The sequence below is a fragment of the Chlorobaculum tepidum TLS genome (genome assembly GCF_000006985.1).
Taxonomy (GTDB): Bacteria; Bacteroidota; Chlorobiia; order Chlorobiales; family Chlorobiaceae; genus Chlorobaculum; species Chlorobaculum tepidum.
This window is the reverse complement of sequence record NC_002932.3, coordinates 2,127,029-2,148,438: the sequence shown is the minus strand read 5'-3', so window position 1 is coordinate 2,148,438 and position 21,410 is coordinate 2,127,029. Positions and strand designations below refer to the sequence as shown.

Genomic DNA, 21,410 nt, shown 5'->3' with positions numbered 1-21,410 from the left:
TCACGTGAAACAGCGTTACCGGCCAAGCCGAATCATGAGTATGGAGACGTCGGACGGAGAGACCCCGAGAATTCTAGAGGCTTGACCGATGGTCGCAGGACGGTGCTTCAGTAGTTTTTCCCTTCCCTCGCTTGAAAGGGAATTCAGTGAATCATAATTGAAATTATCCGGAATATGCAAGGAATCAAGACGAGCTATACGGTCGGCTACAAGTTGTTCCCGCTTGATATAGCCTTCGTACTTTATCTCGATCTGCACCTGTTCGGCAACCCTTGGGTCATTGCATAACTCTTCCGCAGCGGATCGAACGGAGAGCGAGTGCTCCAGAATATCCTGGAGGCTAATGCCGGGGCGTTTGATCAAACTCAACGCGCGGGCAGGGGTTTTGAGTTCCTGTAGGCCCTTGTTCATCAGCAGTGTGTTGATCTCCGCTGGCGTTACTTTGGCCGTTTTCATTACTTCAAGACAGTGTTGAACGCGCTTGATAATTGATTCCGTTCGATGTAGATCGTCTGAGGAGACCAGATTGCAATCGTATCCAATTTTCCGCAGTCGTAGATCGGCATTATCATGTCGCAGGATCAGTCGATGTTCTGCTGATGAGGTGAACATGCGATAAGGCTCCTTGGTCTCCTTGGTTATCAGGTCATCGATAAGTACACCGATATATGCCTGATCACGTCCCAAGACGATCAGCTCTTTGCCAAGAATTTTGCGAACCGCATTTATACCGGCCATTAGGCCCTGTGCAGCAGCCTCTTCATAGCCGGATGTACCGTTAATCTGGCCGGCAAAGAAGAGGTTTTCAACGGGTCGGGTCTCCATTGTAGACCTGATTTGCCAGGGATGGAAAAAGTCATACTCGATGGCATAACCGGGGCGAATCATTTTGGCTTCTTCAAGTCCGGGGATCGATCGCAGTCCTGCGATCTGAATATCTTCGGGCAGAGATGTCGAAAACCCGTTGACATACATTTCTACAGTATCAGTACCTTCTGGTTCCAGAAAAATATGATGGCTCGATTTGTCTGGAAAACGGGAAATTTTGTCTTCAATTGACGGACAATACCTTGGCCCAACACCTTGAACCTTGCCGGTAAAGAGCGGAGATCGGTCAAAGCCGGTTCGCAGAATGTCGTGCGTTTTTTCCGTTGTTTTGGTCAGATAGCAACTGACAAGGTTTCGGTTAGCAACGCTTGTTGAAGAAAAAGAAAATGGTACCGGATCGACATCTCCAGGTTGCTCAGTGACAATGGTGTAATCGACACTTCTTGAGTCGATTCGCGGTGGCGTGCCAGTTTTGAGTCTCCCGAAAGAAAATCCGAGCGAAGCGAGAGATTCGGTTAGGCCTTCAACGGGCGGTTCTGCTGTGCTTCGTCCCCCCGGGAAGTGGTCCATGCCGATATGAATCAGGCCGTTCAGAAAGGTGCCGCAGGCAAGAATAGCGGCTTTGGCCTGGATTGCTCGGCCTGATCGCACTGTTACAGAACTGAACTTGCCAGAGTTTGCCGAAACTCCAATAACCGTATCCTGCAGCAGGTCGATGTTTGGTTCATGCTCGACAATCCTTCTCATGTAAAGGCTGTACTGTGTCTTGTCTGCCTGTGCGCGCGGTGAGTGCATTGCTGGGCCTTTGCTGCGGTTGAGCATTCTGAACTGGATGCCTGTGGCATCGATAGCTTTGCCCATTTCGCCGCCAAGCGCGTCGATTTCCCTTGTTATTTGGCCTTTGGCAACGCCACCTATCGCCGGGTTGCAGGACATGCGGGCAACCGCCGAGAGGTCAGAGGTAATGAGAAGACAGTGCAAGCCGCCACGTGCGACGGCGAGTGCGGCTTCGCAGCCGGCATGGCCAGCCCCGACAACTATGACATCATACATGAAAAAAGAGTTGTTTCACGTGAAACATCTACATATGGTTGTTGAAATAACTATTGAAATCCGGGTCGCCCAGATAATAGTTTTCTATCTAACTGTAATTATTATAATATGTTAATTATTTTTCTCAGTGCTCTGGCAGCCTTCTGCCGATGTCGCAGAATCTGACTGCATCAGTGTTTGTTTGCCAGTCAGTTGTCCATTTTTTCATCAACAAGCTTAGAGTGCTTTGGCTATTCGATCAGGCGATCAGCTTGTTTTGGTTGGCAAAAGCCTCATTATAGTAAAAAATGGTTAAAGAGGTCAGCATAAGTGAGAGGGTATTCTGAATGCCATGATAGGCTCTTGCAGATAACTGTAAGTAAAATTTACATGATTCAAAAGATTCACTTTTTATTACTAATGATTTTTACGGGCCTGAGCAGCTGAAAGACGAAGGGACGTCTGCGCCAATCGTAAAAACGATTGGTCTGTTTTTGGGTGTTCAGTTGGGAATGTAGAATAACCGATGGACAGCTTTCTAAAAGCGGAGGCGGCTGCAAGGGGGCTAAGCCGCCTCATGGTATTGTATTGCATCGCACCATATGGAGGCGTCAGACGCTGCCGGTCGCTTCGAGTTCGCGCTTGAGGGCTTCACGCTCGATTTCAAGCCGGCGAAGCTCACGGTTAATTCGGTCAAGTTCTTCGGGTTCGCTGTCGATTTCAAGCCGCAGGCGCGAGCAGGCTTCATCAATCAGATCGATGGCCTTGTCCGGCAGGAAGCGGTCTGCAATGTAGCGATTCGAAAGCTCTGCGGCCGCCACCAGGGCGGCATCCTTGATGCGCACTCCGTGGTGGATTTCGTATTTCTCTTTCAGTCCGCGCAGGATCGAGACGGTATCCTCGACACTGGGCTGATCGACTATGACTGTCTGGAAGCGCCGTTCAAGCGCTGCGTCCTTTTCAATGTGCTTGCGGTACTCGTCGAGTGTGGTTGCTCCGATACAGCGCAATTCACCTCTTGCCAGCGCTGGCTTGAGGATGTTGGCCGCGTCCATCGAACCTTCCGCCGATCCCGCTCCGACCAGGAGATGCAGCTCGTCGATGAAAAGAATTACCTCGCCATCGGAGGCCTGAACCTCCTTGACCAGCGCCTTCAGTCGCTCCTCAAATTCTCCTCTGAACTTGGTTCCTGCCACCAGTGCCGCGATGTCGAGTGCGGCGATCTGCTTCGACTTGAGGTTCTCCGGTACGTCGCCTCCCACGATACGCTGGGCGATGCCTTCGACGATGGCCGTTTTGCCGACGCCCGGCTCGCCGATGAGTACCGGATTATTTTTGGTTCGGCGGCTCAGAATCTGGAGCACGCGGCGGATTTCGTCGTCGCGGCCAATCACCGGATCGAGTTTCCCCTTTATGACCAGATCGTTCAGGTTTCGCGAATATTTTTTCAGTGACTGATAGCTCTCCTCCGCATTCTGGCTGGTTACGCGCTGGGAGCCCCGGAACGAGGTGAGCACCTTGAGTATGGCGTTGCGGTCGATTCCTGCGTCTTTCAGGAGTTTCGAAACTTTGACTCCTGCTTCGCTCATAGCGATGAAAAGATGCTCGGAGCTTATATACTCGTCTTTGAGCTGCTCTGCCTCCTTGAGGGCGGTGTCGAACACCTTACCGAGGTCGCTGGAGATATATTGACCGGTTGCTGACGCTCCGGTCACTTTGGGAATTCGGTCGATTTCCCGATCGACGACGCTGAGGAGCGTATCGACGGGCGTTTCGAGTTTTCGCGCTATCTGGCAGGCAATATTGTCATGATCGCCAAGCATAACGCTCAGCAGGTGCTCGGGTTCAATCTGCTGGTTTTGCTTGCTGCTTGCCAGCATTGACGCTGCCTGAAGGGCTTCCTGGGCCTTGACGGTAAATTTGTTCGGATCGAAATGCATAGTTGATCGTTTCTTGCTGTTTTCGGTATGTTTTTCATGGTCGCGGCAAGCTCAAGAGCTGGGCCTGCCGCGCCTTATCATCATAACAACCGCCAAAAAAGCAAAAACGTTACACCGTGAAATCAGGAAAGTAATCTTTTGTGATCCTGAATTCGGGGCGCGTCTTTAGATCAGTGAGGCATTCTGTCCGGTTTAACTGCGGTCAATACTTTTTGGCAGGTTCTGCATGAAAGAGCGCGTGATGAGCTTGATGATCTCGCCGCCGGTAACCAGAAGTTCGGCGCTCTTTTCGCGGATGTGGATCTGTGTGGCCACCTGATCCTTGAAATAATCGACGCTTGCCTGATCGTAATTTTTGCCGCTCACATAGTCGTCGATGAGCGCTTCGGCCTGGCTGTAGGGCAGATTGAAAACCTTTACGCCAAGTTTGGCGCGTTCAATGGGATCGAGAATTCTCTGACCCGATGTTTGCTGCTCCATATCGCTGCGTTTCCTTCTGGTGTAATGAAAAGAGTGAGGCACCCAGAGCCGCTACAGCTCTGTATTTTTGAAATTTAACAATCTTTCGGACAAGATGCCAGCTCTTGCATCCCCCGTCGGGGAAGTTCAGGCGCTTTGTTTGGGCGGACGTCGAACATCGGTCATCATTGACCCCGATACGAACAGCAGTAAAGCGGCAAGGATGGTCTCGCCGTGCACCGGCACACGTTGTTCTGGCGCCATGATCCATCTCGCCTCAGCGGCCTCGGCGGCAATGTCGTCAGCGACGGCATCGTGCACCGGTGCATCGGGACGGCTGTAGTAGAATTTCCCCTTCGCCGTCTTGATGAGACTGGCAAGCGGTTCAGGTTTGAACGAAGTCAGGACGATTTTTCCTTGTTGGTCACGTTTTGGCCCGCCCTGCATCGGTATTGGCACTGGCTGAACTCCTCCGACGCCGATCACATGGAGATGCACGCCTCGTGTTTTCATCGCTGTGGCAATATCGCCAAGATCGTTTCCGTGGTCTTCCCCGTCGCTCGCCAGCACCAGCACGGTTTCGTTGCTCGACAGTTCGCCCCCCGAATTCGTAAGCTTCAGTGCCGCGTCGAATGCCCGGCGGTAATCGGTGCCCTGCGTTGTGATCAGTTCTGGCGCCGCCATATCGAGCAGGATTTCGAAATCCTCCTCGTCATCTGTCAGTGGGCACTGCACGACGGGTGTTCCCGCAAACAGTAGCAGCGCCTTTCGCCCATCGCCAAGGCGGCGGCTGATCTGAAGCAGCTCTGTCTTGGCGTGCGTCAGCCGGTCGGGAGCGGTGTCCCGCGCGAGCATGGAGTTTGAAATATCGAGCATGAAAATGATATCGATTCCTTTCTGACGCACCGCTTTCTGGCCGCGGCACAGTTGCGGACCAGCAATTGACACGATCATCAGCGCGGCGGAGAGCAGGAGCATAATCCTGCGGAGCCCAAGCTTCCTGACGCTTACGGCAGGCAAGATTCCTGAGCCTCCACCTGTGGAGTCGATTTTTGCCCAAGCCGAGAGCTTCCGGCGAACTCCATAGAACACCAGAACCGCAAGCGGAACGAGCAGCCACAAAAGGTAGAGGTAGCCTGGTCTTGAAAAGCACATAGTCAGGGAATCCTGATAAAACGGGTTGCCGAAAGAGCCTGTTCTGCAAGCAGCAGGCACACCGCCGACAAAAGTAGCCACGGATACAGCGCCATGGTACGGCTCGGCATTCTGCCTTTCAGGCGTGTTTTTTCGAGGCGGTCAATATCCCGGAAGCTTTTCATCAATCCGAAAACGTCTCCGGCGCTGAACATGCGTCCTCCGCTGATGCGGGCTACGGTTTCCAGCTCGCTTCGCCCTTTCCTGTTCAAGGCTGTATTGCTGGTGTTCTCGAATGCACGAGCCTCTTTGCCTGCAAAAACCGTATAGATTCTGATTCCATAGTTGGCCGCAAGCCGGGCCGCTGTCTCCGGAGTGACCTCTCCGGCGTTGTTTTCACCATCGGTGATCAGCACGAGAGCTTTCTCTTTTGATGATGAAGCTTTGAGACGATTGGTCGCAGTCAGGATTGCCGTGCCAATCGCTGTGCCTGGCTCATCGAAAAAGCCTGGTGCAACGGTTTCTGCCAATCGTCCAAGCACTTCGTGGTCGAGCGTCAGCGGGCAGCGCGTAAAGCTTCCGCCGCTGAACACCACCAGTCCGATACGGTCTGCCGGGCGGTTGTCGATGAAGCGCATCGCCGCTGTGCGTGCACCTGCGAAGCGGCTTTTACCTCCGAAATCGGGCGTGTTCATCGAGTCCGAAACGTCAAGCGCAATCATAATGTCGATTCCGACGGTGTCGCGCGAGGAGGGTGGAAACGGCGCACTTGGCCCGGAGAGTGCCAGTACGATCAGCACCAGTACCAGCCAGTGCAGCCATTCGGGAAATTTCGAGAAGAGTGACAGCGCGGCAAACCCTGAGCTGCGTAGCTCGGAAACCGAGGGAAACAACACGCCCTGCCGGTTCTTCCGCCAGAACAACCGGTAAACAGCCGAGCCGGCAATCGTCAGCGGTAGCAACAGAAGCCACCAAGGCTCATCGAACCGAATGCCACTGACAATGGTGAATAAAGAATTCATCTTCAGGCCGCTTTTTTCTGAAGATGCAAAATCCCTCGCATATCCCCTGCATCCATCCATGCACAGACCGCATCAACCAGAAATTCTGAATTATTTTGCGTTATGATGGAATTCCATTCAGAGGCGCATCGTTTGCGGCTGCCATTTTTATGGGTTTATCGGCGGCGTGTCATTTTGAAGCTGTCTCGGAAGTGAAACCGAGGCGGCCCCGGAGAAAAAGGGATAATGAGATGTGTTCGCTTCCGCTATCCTTCCGCTATTTTCATTTTCAGTCAGGATTCAGAAGCCAAACCGGTTCAACGACTCTTGCATCAAAAAAACGCCTGCGCATCCAGAAAACTGTGCAGAGGCGTGTCTGAATTCAGGCGAGTCGATCGGATTGATCAATCGAGCTTGATGGCGTTTCTGGTCTTCTCGCGGCGATTCCTCTCTTTCTGGTTGTACTCATCCATGCAGCCGCCGTCCTTGCCTTCTACGAGCGAGCATTGCAGATAATCGGCAATTTCGATGATGCAGGCGCGGATCGCTTTTCCGACCTGAGTGTTCTTGTACTCGCTGAGGTGACCACTCAAGCCGCTGCGATACACGCCCACGCTGAGGCCGCTCGATTTCGAGGTCGCCTCGACCCTCCGGGCCTCACAAATCTCACCGGAGTCCACATCGATCACCTTCAGATCGACCGCCATGCAGGCCGTGTCCTGCCGTCCACCAAGGCTGATTCCCTAAAAGAGATGTCGCCACAACCAGGTACTTCGCGCCGGTGATCTTGCCCACTTTCGCTCTCGTTCTCGGATCGATCCTGCCAGACCTCCCGAGATCCTGTTCATCGAGTACGGTATCGAGCTCTTTGCGTTCAAGCACGCGGAAACTGTTGGTCGATGCAAGTTCTGAAATGAGCATGTCTTGCAGGTCGGTGCCGACTCCGCTGCCCCATCATGCCGTCGTGGAGTGATTGGTAAACTCCCGGCCCCGGCCTGCGGGTCTTGCCGGACAAACGGGAGATATTGGTATATTAAAGGACAAACCGTTCATCATCGAGGCGCTGCGAGCCGCCGGAGCGCTGACGATCTCTCTCGTGGCGGCGTTGGGCGGACGGGTGGTCGGTCATATCGCCTTCTCGCCGGTGACCATGTCTGACGGGTCGTTTGGGGGGTTCGGACTCGGGTTGCTGTCGGTGCTGCCGGAGTTTCAGCGGCAGGGCATCGGTGGTGTACTGATCCGGGACGGCCTCGCCTGGCTAAAAGCGCTCGGGGCGATCGGCTGCTGCCTGGTTGGCCATCCGGAGTACTACCGCCAATTCGGCTTCGAGAATCCGGATGGGCTGGGGCACGAAGGCGTACCGCTGGAGTTTTTTTTCGTGCTCTCTTTCGGCGGTCAGGTCCCACAGGGCAGCGCAAGGTTCCACGACGCATTCATGGCCAGCGGCCCTGCGTCATAAATCGACAACATTCATCAGATCATATTATGTCTGACAACGTTCACTACAAATCGAACATCGAACTGACCCCGCAGGAGTACGAAGAGCTGGAGGATTTTCTGCTTCACGAATCCGGGCTGAAACATCCGATGAATCTCGATGCGCTCGACGGCTTCATGACCGCCCTGATTATCGGGCCAGAGCCGATCATGCCGAGTCAGTGGCTGCCGCATGTCTGGAGTTCGGCTGTCGTCGATGAGGCTCCTGTTTTTGAGTCCGACGAGCAGGCGAAACGAATCATCGGACTTATCATGCAGATGATGAATGCGCTCTCGCACCAGTTTGAAGAGAGTCCTGAGGATTATGCGCCGCTGCCAAATCTGACGACCTTTGACAGCGATGAAGATCAGCGTAAAGCGGCCCGGCTTTGGTGCTGTGGATTCATCGAGGGAATAAATATGAACCAAGATTCATGGAAATCCCTGCTGAAAGATGAAAAGGGGGCCAAGACGGTTTTCGCCATCTCCGCGGCTTCCGGCCTGTTGCGCGAAAAGCTCAACCTGGACGAGGAGAAAGAGTACGAACTGTGGAAACTGATCCCGGAAGCGGTGCTTGAAATCAGGGATTTCTGGCGGCCCGGCCACCGTCGGAAAAAGCCGGACGAAAAACAGCCCAAAGCTGAAGCGCCCGGCAGAAACGACCTCTGCCCGTGCGGCAGCGGCAAGAAGTACAAGAAATGCAGCGGGCAATAGTGTGCTTTACCGATAGACCGACTCGATCTTGACTCTGGCCGTACCTTTGCCGTAGAATCCCAGCGCTTTTGCGGCTGCGGCGCTCAGGTCGATGACGCGGCCATCGACGAAGGGGCCGCGGTCGTTGACCCGTACGATGATCGATGTGTTGTTTTCGAGGTTGGTGACCCGCACGATCATCGGCAACGGCAGGTATTTGTGCGCAGCACTGGGTAGATCGGGATCAAAAATTTCTCCGTAGGCGGTGGGTTGGCCGTTATGCTGGTCGAGCGTCTCTTTGCCGTACCACGAGGCCAGGCCGGTCTCCTCGTAGCCGTAAACCTGGTCGAAGCTCATGGGCACGTAGAGCCGCCCGTCGATGAGATAGGGTTTGTTCTTAAGCTTGCCGAGCCGGTAAGCCTCTTCGGGGGATATTCGCTGCGCGGGGGGCGTGGTGGTGCTCCGGTAGGTTGAACAGGCCTGAAGCGACAGAAGTGTCATGAGCAGAAGGGCGCCAATCCTTTTTTGCGTCTTCATCGTTTTGTCTGTCTGCGATGATCGGGGGCTGCATATCGACATGGTATCGCTATTCTTTCAGGCAAAAAATAGCCATTTCGGAAGAATATTCCTGAAGCCCTTGTTATATTTCAAGTTAAGAATTTTCTGCCGTGTGTCTGCAAATGCTTTTGCAGCATATCGTTACGCAGTGAGCTACAATTTTGCCGAATGACGAATCGGGTGACAAACGGGCAGCCGGAGAGGCTTTTGACTGGCGTCCTGATCCTTCACGGGTTTACGGCCAATCTTGAGAGCGTCAGGGCGCTGTTCGGCCCGCTTGGCCGGTTTGATCTCAAGATGGCCACGCCGCTGTTGCGCGGTCATGGCGCGGCTTCGCCGGACGAGCTGCGCGGCGTGACCTGGAGAGAGTGGCTCGATGATGCCGAGAACGCGTTCGAAACGCTGACCGGCACCGGCGGCAAGGCGGTGGTGATCGGGCACAGCATGGGTGCGCTGCTTGCGCTGCAACTTGCCGCGCGCCGTCCGGAGCTGGTCGATTCGGTCATTCTCGCCACGCCGCCGGTCAGGCTGACCTCGCCGCTCGGCCCCGGACGCCCGCTCCACTTCCTCGCGCCGCTCGTCAGCCATGTTGTCGATCGCTGGGATATGGAGGCCAGATTTGCCGACCCCGGCAGCGCCATTATTCCAAAACAGTATGACTGGGCACCGACCAAAACGATTCTCTCGATGTTCGAGCTGCTGGAAGAGACAATGCGGATTACCGGTCGCGTCCGCGTTCCCGCGCTGATTCTGCAAGCCCGCCACGAAAGCGTCGTGCTGCCCGAGAGCGCCGAAATTCTGACGCGCGCAATCGCAACGCCGCCGGAGGCAAAGTCCATCGTCTGGTTCGACAAAACCGATCACCAGATTTTCTGCGACTGTGAACGCAAGGCTGCCGTTGATGCTGTTGTCAGCTTTGTCTCCAAACGTTTTCCCGCTGCAACCAATCAATCAGTAAAAGCATGAAAAAGAAGTTCTTACGTTTCTTCACCACTCTTCTGTTCGTGTGCAGTTTCATCCCCGGCAAGCTCAACGCCGCGCCCACCGCTACTCATGATGGGGTCTATCTCGACGAAATCGCCATCGGTTCCGGCTACGCCTGGGGGCATTTGAAGTTCTCCGAGGCAGATTATAATGCGGTGCCGATTTTTGCGCGCTTCGGGTTCAACATGAACTCCGTGTTTGGCATGAAGGAGAGCAAGAGCACGCTTCAGCTCGCGCTCGAACCGTTCTGCAATCCCGTCACTGAACCCGACTCGGGCGTGGAGACGGGCCTCAATGTTTTCATCCGTTATCTCCAGCCGGTCGCGCCCTCGGTGAAGCTGGTCGGTGAAATCGGTTCCGGCCCGATGTACCTGAGCATCAACAGCGCGGAGCAAGGCAAGGCGGGCTTCAATTTTCTGAACCAGTTCGGTCTCGGCGCGCAGGTTGCCGTCTCCCCGAAAAGCGCCATCACCGTTGGCTACCGTTTCCGCCACCTCTCCAACGCAGGCACCAGCGAGCCGAACCGGGGTATCAACTCGAATGCCGTAGTAGTGAGCTATTCGCTGCTCTACTGACGGATCCGCGCTGTTCGTATTGCCATGCACATCGTCGATCTCAGCTACCCGGTCACTGCCGACATGCCGCTCTGGCCCGGCACGCCCGCGCCGAACTTTTCCGATCTCCACACGGTCGGGCGCGACGGCTTTGGCGAGCGGTGGCTGCAACTCTCCTCGCACACAGGCACGCACCTCGACGCTCCGGCGCACCTTTTCGAGGGCGCGGTATCGCTCGATCGCTTGCCGGTGGATCATTTCATCGGCAAGGGCGCGCTGCTCGATCTGCGAGACGCGCAGCCGGAGCCGCTCTCGCTCGATCAACTGCTGCTCCAACGCGCAACAATCGAGTCGGCGGAGTTTCTCTTGCTGCATACCGGCTGGAGCCGATTCTGGGGAACGGCGGCGTACGACCGGGGCTATCCGGTGTTTGCGGAGGAGGCTGCGGCGTGGCTCGCCGGGCTGGGACTGAAGGGCGTCGGCATCGATGCGCCTTCGTTTGACGATCCGGATTCGGAGGAGCTGCCCATTCATCGCCGACTGCTTGGCGCAGGCTTTGTGCTGATCGAAAATCTCACCGCGCTCGACCGGCTCGGCGGTCACGAATTTTTCCTCTCCGTGCTGCCGCTGCCCATCGCCGGAGCTGAAGCCTGCCCCGTGCGCGCGGTCGCCCTCATTGCGTCTTTTGCGGCGAACCAGCCGATTTAACTTGCCAAATCCGCCAGACCGCGTTAGCTTTTGTGAATTTCGCAGGTTGCGCGGCCTCTTCCCCTGTCACTTCAGGTTTATCAGTTATGGACGGTTCCGCCAGGAGAACATTTTCATCTATCACCAGCAAGGTCGTTATGGCGCTGGCGGGCCTGTTTCTGCTTGTTTTTCTTGCCGTGCATCTCGGCATCAACATGCTGCTGCTGGTCGATGATGGCGGCAAATCCTTCTCGGCGGCGGCGGGCTTCATGAGCAGCTATCCGGTGATCCGGGTTTTCGAGCTTGCGCTCTTCGGTGGCTTTGCGCTGCACATCGCCTTCGGGGTGATCGTCAGCATCCGGAACCGCATGTCGCGCCCGATCCGCTACCAGCACCGGAGCCGCTCCGAAACCTCGCCCTTCTCGAAGTACATGCTGCACAGCGGCATCGTCGTGCTGATTTTTCTCGGGCTCCATTTCATCGATTTCTACTTCATCAAGCTCGGCATCGTCGCTCCGCCGCCGGGCGTCGCGCGGCACGATTTTTACAGCCGCGCGGTGCTGCTCTTTTCCGACCGGACCTCGTCGTCGATCTATATGGTCGCCTTTGTTTTTCTCGGATTTCACCTGAACCACGCGCTTCAGGCAGCCATTCAAACGCTTGGGCTAAATCATACCCGGCACGCCGCCGCGATCCAGGCGGTGAGCACCGTTTACGCCATCGTCATCGCGGGCGGGTTTATGGCGATTCCGCTGCGCTTCACTTTGTTCAACTAATGCCGCGCCGCATGGAGACCTGTCGCCAATGATACAACTGAACGCCAACGCGCCGGGCGTGCCGCTTGCCGACCAGTGGGACGCCTACAAGGCCGGTTGCAAGCTGGTCAGCCCGAACAACAAGCGCAAGCTCGACATCATCGTGGTCGGTACGGGGCTTGCGGGTGCTTCGGCGGCGACGACGCTCGGACAGCTCGGCTACAATGTTAAGTCGTTCTGCTATCAGGACACGCCGCGCCGCGCGCACAGTATCGCCGCGCAGGGGGGTATCAACGCCGCCAAGAACTACCAGAACGATGGCGACAACGTTTTCCGGCTCTTTTACGATACCATCAAGGGAGGGGACTACCGGTCGCGCGAATCGAACGTCTATCGGCTCGCTTCGATCAGCCCGGAGATCATTGACATTTGCGTGGCGCAAGGCGTGCCCTTCGCCCGCGAATACGGCGGCCTGCTCGCCAACCGCTCCTTCGGCGGTGCCCAGGTGTCGCGCACATTCTACGCGCGGGGGCAGACTGGCCAGCAGCTCCTGATCGGTGCGTACAGCGCGATGAGCCGCCAGATTGCCGCGGGCACGGTGCAGCTCTACAGCCGTCGCGACGTGCTTGACATCGTCGTCGTCGATGGCAAGGCGCGGGGCATCATCGCGAGGAATCTCGTCACCGGCGAAATCGAGCGCCACTCGGCTCACGCCGTGGTGCTGGCCACGGGCGGCTACAGCAACGTTTTCTACCTCTCGACCAACGCGATGGGCTCGAACGCCACGCCAGCGTGGAGCGCCTATAAAAAGGGGGCGCTCTTCGCCAACCCCTGCTTCACGCAGATTCACCCCACCTGTATTCCGGTGCATGGCGAGTTCCAGTCGAAGCTCACGTTGATGAGCGAGAGCCTGCGCAACGACGGGCGCATCTGGGTGCCGAAGGAAAAGTCGGACGCCGAACTGATCCGGCAGAAAAAGCTGCGTCCGGAGCAGATTCACGAGTCGAAGCGTGACTACTACCTCGAACGGCGCTACCCGGCCTTCGGCAACCTCGTGCCGCGCGATGTTGCTTCGCGGGCGGCCAAAGAGCGCTGCGACGCGGGCTTCGGCGTCGGCTCGACCGGGCTGGCGGTCTATCTCGACTTCGGCGACGCCATCGAGCGGCTGGGCCGAGCCGAAATCTCAGCCCGCTACGGCAACCTGTTCCAGATGTACCAGCGCATCGTCGATGACAATCCCTACCGCACGCCGATGATGATCTACCCGGCGGTGCACTACACGATGGGCGGTTTGTGGGTCGATTACGAGCTGATGACCACCGTGCCGGGCCTCTACTCAATCGGTGAATGCAACTTCTCCGACCACGGCGCGAATCGCCTCGGCGCCTCGGCCCTGATGCAAGGGCTCGCCGACGGCTACTTCGTTTTGCCTTACACCATCTCGAACTACCTCTCGCACGAGATCAATACGCCGCCCATTCCGACCACGCTGCCGGAGTTTCATCTTGCTGCCCGCGACGTAACCGACCGGCTCGACCGGCTCAAAAAGAGCAACGGCAAGGAGTCTGTCGATCACTTCCACCGCAAGCTCGGCAAAATCATGTGGGAGTACTGCGGCATGTCACGCAACGAGGCTGGCTTGACGAAAGCTCTCGGTCTGATAGAGGAACTGAAGGCGGAGTTCGCTTCGGGCGTGAATATCCCGGGCGGGCTGAAGGAGTACAATCCTGAACTGGAAAAGGCGTGCCGCGTCGAGGATTTCATCGAACTCGGCGACCTCATGGTGCGCGACGCCTTGCACCGCAAGGAGTCGTGCGGCGGCCACTTCCGCGAGGAGTACCAGACCCCCGACCACGAAGCGCTGCGCAACGATGATGAGTTCGCCTACGTCGCTGCCTGGGAGTACAAGGGGCGCAACGACGAGCCGGAGATGCACCGCGAAGAGCTTCGCTTCGAGACGGTGACGCCATCGCAACGATCCTACAAATAACCGTCGATCATGAAGTTCACTCTCAAAATCTGGCGGCAGAAAAACGCCGACGACAAAGGCCGGATGGTCAGCTACAAGGTCGATGATATTTCGCCCGACAGCTCGTTTCTCGAAATGCTCGACCAGCTCAACCAGCAGCTCATCGCCAAAGGTGAAGACCCGGTGTCGTTTGATCACGACTGCCGCGAAGGAATCTGTGGCGCTTGTGGCCTCTACATCAACGGTCGGCCTCACGGCCCGCTGAAGGGCATCACCACCTGCCAGTTGTACATGCGCGCCTTCCGGAGCGGGGAGACGATCTGCGTCGAGCCGTGGCGAAGCGGTGCGTTTCCGGTGGTCAAAGACCTGATTGTCGACCGCAGCGCCCTCGACAAAATCATCCAGGCGGGGGGCTACATCTCGATCAACTCAGGTGGCCTTCCTGACGCCAACACCATCCCTGTGTCCAAGCACGACGCCGACGCCGCCTTTGACGCTGCCGCATGTATCGGCTGCGGAGCCTGCGTCGCCGCCTGTTCCAACGCCTCCCCAATGCTTTTCGTCGGCGCAAAAGTCTCCCACCTCGCTCTCTTGCCCCAAGGCCGCATCGAAGCCGCGCGCCGCGTGCAGCAGATGGTCGCCGCCATGGACGCTCTCGGCTTCGGCAACTGCAGCAACACCTATGCCTGCCAGGCCGAATGTCCCAAAGAAATCTCTATCGCCAACATCGCCCGAATGAACCGCGAATTCCTCACCGCCAAACTCTTTGCGGAGAAGGAGAAGAATATCGGCTTCACGCTGTAGGCCGTATTAGAGTCCTCACTATGTGTTGTTTGCCTCGGTAAGCTGAGCCAGAGCGTTGTTACTTCTCGCCAGAGACGCGGCGGGTAATGAATGGCTTGTCGATGCTCAGTTTGTCGGTCAGATCGATTGCTTGCAGCCTTTTTACGCTACGGAACCTCGATTGTTAATCCAGTACCCGTTCTTTATATTGGCTTTTCTTTATCAAACGAGCGTAACGGCCTTTTTCATGAAAAACAACCGCTTTAAACTCATTCTCATTGCCGTGGTCGCGCTGGTATCGGTGTGGTCCATCTGGCCGACTTACCGTGACTATGCCCTGACACAAAAACTCAAGAGTTTCCGTTCTGCCGAAGACAGCCTGAAGTTCGCTATCGATCATCGTGCTGAAATCGAACAGGCTAAAGACAAGAGCCTGAAGCTCGGCCTTGATCTTCGGGGCGGTATGTACCTGGTGATGGAGGTCGATATTCTCGATCTGATCGAGCAGAAGGCCTGGAACAAGGATGCGACCTTCAACCACATCATGGAGATCGTCAAAAACGAGTCCGCTACCTCCGATGCCAGCGTGGTCGATCTGGTGGCCGCCGAGTTCAAAAAGGAGAACATTCGCCTCAGCCGCTACTTTTACGACATGCGCGACTCCGATCAGGATATCGTGAACAAACTGAAAGGCGAGGCTAAAGATGCGCTCGTCAGGGCGAAGGAGATCATTCGCAACCGTATCGACCAGTATGGCGTGGCCGAGCCGGTCATCCAGACGCAGGGTTCGCAGCGGCTCGTCATCGAGCTGTCGGGCGTGACCGACGAGGCGAGGGTTCGCCGCCTCCTGATGGGCACGGCAAAGCTTGAATTCAAACTGGTCAAGGAGCCTGAAATGCTGCTTCGCGCGATTCAGCGCATCAGCTCCCAGCCGCTCGTCGCTCCGGCTTCCACCGCGCCTGTCGCGCCGTCCGACTCCTCGATGGCCGCCGCACCGGTTGCTGCCTCGCCCAAGGCGGCTAATTCCAGCGCCAAAAAACTTTCTGACGTCATCGGCATGATGCCCAATGGCCTGGTGTTCACTCCGGCCTACGCGCACGACCAGGTACTGGCGGTGCTGAACCGGCCCGACGTGCAGGCACTCCTGCCGCAGGACACGCAGCTTTTGCTGGCCGCCAAGCCAGACCAGACCGCCAAAGGTGAAAAGTACTATCTGATCTATCTCGTCCAGAAAACCCCCGAACTGACCGGCGGCGTGATTACCGAGGCCAAGGCGACTTTCAGCGCCCAGGAGAACCAGCCAGAGGTGCTCATGTCGATGAACGACGAGGGGACGTCGAAGTGGGCGCGCATCACCGGGGCCAACATTGGCAAGCAGATCGCCATCGTGCTCGACGGCGCGGTTTACAGCGCTCCGGTCGTGCAGTCGCGCATTCCGAGCGGCAACTCGGTCATCAATGGCATCGGCAGCCTCGACGAGGCCAAAGACCTCGAAATTATCCTCAAGGCGGGTGCTCTGCCCGCGCCGGTGAAAATCCTCGAAGAGCGCACCGTCGGCCCGTCGCTTGGCGCCGACTACATCCGGGCTGGTCTCTTTTCTCTGATCTGGGGTTTCACGGCGGTCGCTATCTTCATGATTGTTTATTATAACAAGGCGGGTATCGCCGCCGACCTGGCGCTCGTGCTCAACATTATGGTCATCATCGCCGTGCTTGCCGGGTTCAGCGCCGTACTGACCTTACCCGGTATTGCCGGTATCGTGCTGACGATGGGTATGGCTGTTGACGCCAACGTGCTGATTTACGAGCGCGTCCGCGAGGAGCTTGCCGACGGCAAGAGCCTGCGCATGGCTATCGACGCGGGCTACAACCGTGCGTTTTCATCGATTCTCGACTCGCACGTCACGACGCTTGCCGCAGCCTTTCTGCTCTATATTTACGGCGTCGGGCCAATTCAGGGATTCGCCGTCACCCTCATGATCGGTACTGCCGCGAGCTTGTTTACGGCGATCGTCGTCACCAGGGTGCTGTTCGACCTGCTGCTCGACAGCAAGTTTATGAATGAAAAGAGTTTCGGATAATTACTAAGACACTGCAATGCGCATTTTTCAGAAAACAAATTTCAATTTTATCAAGCATCGCAAGATCGCCTATGCGATCTCCTCGATTCTGCTTGTGGCGGGCATGATCTCCCTGGTCTTCAAGGGACTGAACTATGGCATCGACTTCAAGGGCGGCTCGGAGGTGGTCATCCGTTTCGAGAAAGCAGCCGATGTCGGCACGGTGCGCTCGATCATGCGAGACGCTGGAGTGAGCGGCTCGGTCAGGCAGTATGGCATGGATCGTTCGCTGTTGCTCAAGACCGATTTTCAGGGTGACACCCCGAAGCTCAAAAGCCTGATTCTGAACTCGCTGGCTTCGCGCCTGCCGGGCAATCCTGCGCAGATTCTGAGCGTCGAGGCGGTCGGGCCGAGCATCGCCTCCGACATGAAAATGTCGGCCATCAAGGCACTGGCGGCGGCGCTGGTCGGCATTCTGCTCTACGTGAGCGTGCGCTTCGAGTTCAAGTTCGCAATGGCGGGCGTCGCGGCGATTTTTCACGACGTGCTGAGCGTGCTCGGCCTGTTCAGCCTGCTTGGCGGCATTTTTGACTTCATGCCGCTGGAGGTCGATCAGAGCATTATCGCCGCGTTTCTGACCATCGCCGGTTACTCGATCACCGACACAGTTGTCGTCTATGACCGTATCCGCGAGCGGCTGCGCGGCCAGAAGCCCTCGGAGTACGAGCGGCTTTTCAACGAGAGCATGAACCAGACGCTTTCGCGCACCATCATCACCTCCGGCACCACCATGCTTTCGGTGATCGTGCTCTTCATCTTCGCCGGCCCGGCCATCCGCAGCTTCGCCTTCGCCATGTTCGCGGGCATTCTGGTCGGCACCTACTCCTCGATTTTCGTGGCGGCACCGATTGTGTACGACTGGCAGACCCGTTCGAAGAGCCCCATCAAGTTCCGGGGCGTCTGATCTCGCGTTTCCGCCATTCTCCCCGGTTTTTTCTGCCGGGGAGAACTCCTGAAATTCATTCCGGGTACCTGACCCGCCACTTGCCCGGAAAGGAGATTCTCTGTATGTTCCAGCTTTACTGATCCTTGCAGCTCGCCGGGCTGCGCGGTCAAGGATTCCCGGAGAACGGATTGCGTCGTTGTGCCGGATCATCACGATGGACAAGTGTTTCCCGGTTACGTCCCGGAACCTGTCCCCACCAGAAAACTCCTGATCTTTATGAAAAAAGTATTGTTTGCTGTGCTTGCCGCCTTGATGATCGCCATGAACGGTTTTGCCGATGCCGCCGCTTCGACTGGCCTTGACCGAATCGTGGCTATTGTGGGTAACGAAATCATTCTCGCTTCCGATGTCAACGAGCAGGAGTTGATGTTGCACCTTCAGTATCCTGAAACCAGAAAGGATCCCCAGCTCCGGAAGCGGATTCTGGAGAATATGATTAATCAGAAAATCATTTTGACCAAGGCGAAGATCGATACGGTCAAGGTCGATGAGAAGAGCGTCGATGACCAGGCAGCCGCGCGATACAGCTCCCTTCGCGCTGGTTTTCCGTCGGTAAGCGCCATGGAGTCGAGATTCGGTATGCCGGTCAATCGCCTGAAGCAGCATATCCGCGAAGACATCCGCGATCAGCAGATGATCGAGGCTTTCCGGCGGAAGAATTTCCACGAAGTGACAGTGTCGTACGACGAGACGATGGCCTTCTACAATCAGGAAAAGGGGGCGTTGCCCGAGGCGCCTGAGACGGTTTCGGTTTCACAAATCATCAAAATGCCACTAGTCTCTGAAGCCGCAAGGCAGGCCGCGCTCGATAAAATCAAGGCGGTTCAGCAGCAGCTTGAAGCGGGGGGTAGCTTTGCTACCCTTGCCCGTGAATATTCCGATGATCCAGGCTCAAGGGAAAAAGGGGGTGACCTGGGCTTCACCCGGAAAGGCGAGCTGGTCCCAAGTTTCGAAGAGGCGGCATCTGTGCTCAAACCGGGGCAGATTTCCGGCATTGTCGAGACCCGTTTCGGCTACCACATCATCCAGCTCATCGATAAGGAAGGCGACCGCATCCACACCCGGCACATTCTCGCCCTGTTCGACCGGAGCAAAACTGATATTCCTGCAACCATTGCGCTCCTGAAATCCATCAGGAAGGATGTTCTTTCCGGGAAGGCAACATTCGCCGAAATGGCTAAAAAGTATTCTGACGATCCGGCCTCTGCCACGAATGGCGGACTGATCACATCCGGTTCAGGGAATCCCGATCTTGAGGTCGCCACACTCAGGCCCGATCTTCGGAAAATCATCGATGGGTTGAAAAGCAAAGGAGATATCAGTCAACCGGAGAAGATTGAGTCGGATAAGAGCGCTCCGTTTTATGCGCTTTTCATGCTCAACTCAAGAACGCCTGCGCACGTTCTGACGCCGGAGCATGACTTCGCTCAAATCCAGGAGCTGGCCCTGAACCACAAGAGCCAGGAGCTGTTCAACGCCTGGATTGAAAAGCTGAAAAAAGAGGTGGTGGTGAAGGTTATGTCAGACATCTAAACGTCTGACATAACGGGCATTCTTCTCGATAAAGTCTCGGCGGGGTTCGACCTTGTCGCCCATCAGGGTTGAAAAGACCTGGTCGGCCTCCATGGCGTTTTCTACGGTGACCTGAAGCAAGGAACGGTGAGCCGGATCCATCGTGGTGCTCCAGAGCTGCTCGGGGTTCATTTCACCGAGACCTTTGTAGCGCTGGATGGAAACATTGGCCTTGCCTTTCTGGAGCTTCTTCATCTGTTCCACGATACTGAGGCGCTCGTCCTCATCCCATGCGTATTGCTGCTCTCGGCCCGACTTGACCAGGTAGAGTGGCGGCTGGGCGATGAACACCTTGCCCGCCTCGATGAGCGAGCGCATGTAGCGGAAGAAGAAGGTCAGGAGCAGCGTGCGGATGTGCGCGCCGTCAACGTCGGCATCAGTCATGATGATGATTTTGCCATAGCGCAGCTTTTCGGGCGAGAACTCCTCCTCGCCAATGCTGGTACCGAGCGCGAGGATGATCGTCTTGATCTCCTCGTTTTCCAGCATCTTGTGCAGCCGCGCCTTTTCGACGTTCAGAATCTTTCCTTTCAGCGGCAGGATTGCCTGGAAGCTTCGGTCGCGGCCCTGCTTGGCGCTGCCGCCTGCCGAGTCGCCCTCGACGATGTACAGCTCGCAGTGGTCGGGATCGTTGATCGAGCAGTCGGCCAGCTTGCCGGGCAGGCCCGAGCTTTCGAGCACCGACTTGCGGCGTGTCAGCTCCTTGGCCTTGCGGGCTGCCTCGCGCGAAATGGCCGCGCTCTTCACCTTTTCGATGATGAGCTTCAGTGTGCCGGGGTTGCTCTCGGCGAACTCGGCGAGCTGCTCGTTGACAATGGTCTCGACGATGCTCTGCGTCTCGGAGTTGCCGAGCTTGGTCTTGGTCTGCCCCTCGAACTGCGGCTCCGGAACTTTTACCGAAATGACCGCCGTGAGGCCCTCCTTGAAGTCGTCGCCGGTGAGGGTGATCTTGACGTTTTTGAGCAGGTCGTTCTTCTGCGCGTAGGCGTTGAGGGTGCGGGTCAGCGCCTTGCGGAAGCCGGTGACGTGCGTACCACCTTCGTGCGTGTTGATGTTGTTGACGTAGCTGAAGATGTTCTCCTGATAGGAGTCGTTGTACTGCAAAGCGATCTCGACCATCGTCGAATCGCGCTCGCCCGATAAAAAGATCGGCTCCTTGAGCAGGCTCAGACGGTTCGAGTCGATGAAGCGCACAAACTCTTTCAGGCCGCCCTCGTAGTGGAATATCTCCTCGTTGCCCTCGGCGTCCTGCACGATGATGCGCAGGTTGCTGTTCAGGAACGCCAGCTCTCTCATGCGGTCGAGAATAATATCCTTGCGGAACTCGGTGATCTTGAAGATTTCGGGGTCGGGTTTAAAGGTGACCTTCGTGCCGCGCTGATCGGTGGTTCCGATCTCCTCGACCCCGCCTTGCGGAACGCCGCGCCGGTAGGTCTGCCGGAAAATCTTGCCGTCACGATAGACCTCCACCTCGCACCACTCCGACAGGGCGTTGACCACGGAGGCGCCCACGCCGTGCAAGCCGCCGGACACCTTGTAGGCCCCCTTGTCGAACTTGCCGCCGGCGCCAATGACCGTCATGACCAGTTCGAGCGCCGACTTCTTCTTGACCGGATGAATATCGACCGGAATGCCTCGACCGTGGTCGGTGACGGTCACCGAGCCGTCCGGATTCATCGCCACATGAATGTAATCGTTGTAGCCCGCGAGCGTTTCGTCGATGGCGTTGTCAACGATTTCGTAAACCAGATGGTGCAAGCCGCGGCTGTGAATGTCGCCGATGTACATGGCCGGACGTTTCCGGACATGCTCGATACCGTCGAGCACCTGAATATTGGTGGCGCCATATTCGGTTGAAGCGTTCTGCGCGGTCTGGATATCGGTTTCTTGCATGGGATCGTCGTGCGTGATGAATCAGTA

General features: G+C 56.6%; 20 protein-coding genes. 11 read left to right on the top strand and 9 right to left on the bottom strand.

What is annotated here, in order from left to right; genetic code table 11:
* Nucleotides 1–15: 15 nt before the first annotated feature.
* The 7 genes from mnmG to AYT24_RS10655 form a co-directional block, all read right to left on the bottom strand.
* On the bottom strand, nucleotides 16–1,881 hold the full coding sequence (gene mnmG / locus AYT24_RS10350; RefSeq protein ID WP_010933931.1) for a tRNA uridine-5-carboxymethylaminomethyl(34) synthesis enzyme MnmG: 1,866 nt from the start codon (nucleotides 1,879–1,881) through the stop codon (nucleotides 16–18).
* A gap of 590 nt (nucleotides 1,882–2,471) precedes the next feature.
* Nucleotides 2,472–3,800, bottom strand: a complete 1,329-nt coding sequence (locus tag AYT24_RS10345) for a Clp protease N-terminal domain-containing protein (RefSeq protein WP_010933929.1) — start codon at nucleotides 3,798–3,800, stop codon at nucleotides 2,472–2,474.
* A 192-nt stretch (nucleotides 3,801–3,992) separates the two neighbouring features.
* Complete coding sequence (locus AYT24_RS10340; protein ID WP_164927181.1) at nucleotides 3,993–4,280, bottom strand: hypothetical protein; 288 nt, start codon at nucleotides 4,278–4,280, stop codon at nucleotides 3,993–3,995.
* A gap of 126 nt (nucleotides 4,281–4,406) precedes the next feature.
* Nucleotides 4,407–5,414: a VWA domain-containing protein gene (locus AYT24_RS10335; RefSeq protein WP_010933927.1), complete on the bottom strand. Its 1,008-nt coding sequence runs from the start codon at nucleotides 5,412–5,414 to the stop codon at nucleotides 4,407–4,409.
* 2 nt (nucleotides 5,415–5,416) lie between these two features.
* On the bottom strand, nucleotides 5,417–6,415 hold the full coding sequence (locus tag AYT24_RS10330) for a vWA domain-containing protein (protein WP_010933926.1): 999 nt from the start codon (nucleotides 6,413–6,415) through the stop codon (nucleotides 5,417–5,419).
* A 383-nt stretch (nucleotides 6,416–6,798) separates the two neighbouring features.
* A complete protein-coding gene (locus tag AYT24_RS10660) occupies nucleotides 6,799–7,101 on the bottom strand; it encodes a CsgG/HfaB family protein (protein WP_264357652.1) in 303 nt (100 codons plus the stop codon).
* Complete coding sequence (locus AYT24_RS10655) at nucleotides 7,061–7,315, bottom strand: CsgG/HfaB family protein (protein WP_264357651.1); 255 nt, start codon at nucleotides 7,313–7,315, stop codon at nucleotides 7,061–7,063. Before AYT24_RS10655 ends, AYT24_RS10660 begins: the two co-directional genes overlap by 41 nt.
* Nucleotides 7,316–7,418: 103 nt before the next feature.
* Here AYT24_RS10655 and AYT24_RS10320 point away from each other — a divergent pair, with 103 nt between their 5' ends.
* A complete protein-coding gene (locus tag AYT24_RS10320) occupies nucleotides 7,419–7,853 on the top strand; it encodes a GNAT family N-acetyltransferase (protein WP_407637590.1) in 435 nt (144 codons plus the stop codon).
* A gap of 26 nt (nucleotides 7,854–7,879) precedes the next feature.
* Nucleotides 7,880–8,584, top strand: coding sequence for a YecA family protein (locus tag AYT24_RS10315; RefSeq protein ID WP_010933923.1), 705 nt, complete (start codon nucleotides 7,880–7,882; stop codon nucleotides 8,582–8,584).
* Between the two features lie 6 nt (nucleotides 8,585–8,590).
* On the opposite strand, the gene AYT24_RS10310 is transcribed toward AYT24_RS10315, so the two are convergent.
* Nucleotides 8,591–9,100, bottom strand: a complete 510-nt coding sequence (locus AYT24_RS10310; protein ID WP_010933922.1) for a septal ring lytic transglycosylase RlpA family protein — start codon at nucleotides 9,098–9,100, stop codon at nucleotides 8,591–8,593.
* Nucleotides 9,101–9,289: 189 nt separating this feature from the next.
* Here AYT24_RS10310 and AYT24_RS10305 point away from each other — a divergent pair, with 189 nt between their 5' ends.
* The 9 genes from AYT24_RS10305 to AYT24_RS10265 all read left to right on the top strand — a co-directional run bounded on the left by AYT24_RS10305 (nucleotide 9,290) and on the right by AYT24_RS10265 (nucleotide 19,451).
* Nucleotides 9,290–10,087 (top strand): alpha/beta hydrolase, encoded by a 798-nt coding sequence (locus tag AYT24_RS10305; RefSeq protein ID WP_010933920.1) that lies wholly within the window; start codon nucleotides 9,290–9,292, stop codon nucleotides 10,085–10,087.
* Nucleotides 10,084–10,680, top strand: a complete 597-nt coding sequence (locus tag AYT24_RS10300; protein ID WP_010933919.1) for an acyloxyacyl hydrolase — start codon at nucleotides 10,084–10,086, stop codon at nucleotides 10,678–10,680. The genes AYT24_RS10305 and AYT24_RS10300 overlap by 4 nt, the downstream gene beginning before the upstream one ends.
* A 24-nt stretch (nucleotides 10,681–10,704) precedes the next feature.
* On the top strand, nucleotides 10,705–11,367 hold the full coding sequence (locus AYT24_RS10295; protein ID WP_010933918.1) for a cyclase family protein: 663 nt from the start codon (nucleotides 10,705–10,707) through the stop codon (nucleotides 11,365–11,367).
* A gap of 86 nt (nucleotides 11,368–11,453) precedes the next feature.
* On the top strand, nucleotides 11,454–12,122 hold the full coding sequence (locus AYT24_RS10290) for a succinate dehydrogenase (protein ID WP_164927180.1): 669 nt from the start codon (nucleotides 11,454–11,456) through the stop codon (nucleotides 12,120–12,122).
* Nucleotides 12,123–12,150: 28 nt separating this feature from the next.
* Nucleotides 12,151–14,091 (top strand): fumarate reductase/succinate dehydrogenase flavoprotein subunit, encoded by a 1,941-nt coding sequence (locus AYT24_RS10285; protein WP_010933916.1) that lies wholly within the window; start codon nucleotides 12,151–12,153, stop codon nucleotides 14,089–14,091.
* Nucleotides 14,092–14,100: 9 nt separating this feature from the next.
* Nucleotides 14,101–14,874, top strand: a complete 774-nt coding sequence (locus AYT24_RS10280) for a succinate dehydrogenase/fumarate reductase iron-sulfur subunit (RefSeq protein ID WP_010933915.1) — start codon at nucleotides 14,101–14,103, stop codon at nucleotides 14,872–14,874.
* A gap of 226 nt (nucleotides 14,875–15,100) precedes the next feature.
* Nucleotides 15,101–16,933, top strand: a complete 1,833-nt coding sequence (secD, locus tag AYT24_RS10275; RefSeq protein ID WP_164927179.1) for a protein translocase subunit SecD — start codon at nucleotides 15,101–15,103, stop codon at nucleotides 16,931–16,933.
* Between the two features lie 16 nt (nucleotides 16,934–16,949).
* The gene (gene secF, locus AYT24_RS10270) at nucleotides 16,950–17,876 is read left to right on the top strand and encodes a protein translocase subunit SecF (protein ID WP_164927178.1); all 927 of its coding nucleotides are present in this window, start codon (nucleotides 16,950–16,952) and stop codon (nucleotides 17,874–17,876) included.
* 258 nt (nucleotides 17,877–18,134) lie between these two features.
* Entirely contained in the window at nucleotides 18,135–19,451 is a 1,317-nt protein-coding gene (locus AYT24_RS10265) for a peptidylprolyl isomerase (protein ID WP_010933914.1), read from the top strand.
* Here AYT24_RS10265 and gyrB read toward each other — a convergent pair.
* Nucleotides 19,440–21,383: a DNA topoisomerase (ATP-hydrolyzing) subunit B gene (gene gyrB / locus AYT24_RS10260; RefSeq protein WP_010933913.1), complete on the bottom strand. Its 1,944-nt coding sequence runs from the start codon at nucleotides 21,381–21,383 to the stop codon at nucleotides 19,440–19,442. The two genes, AYT24_RS10265 and gyrB, sit on opposite strands and share 12 nt — an antisense overlap.
* Nucleotides 21,384–21,410: the final 27 nt, after the last annotated feature.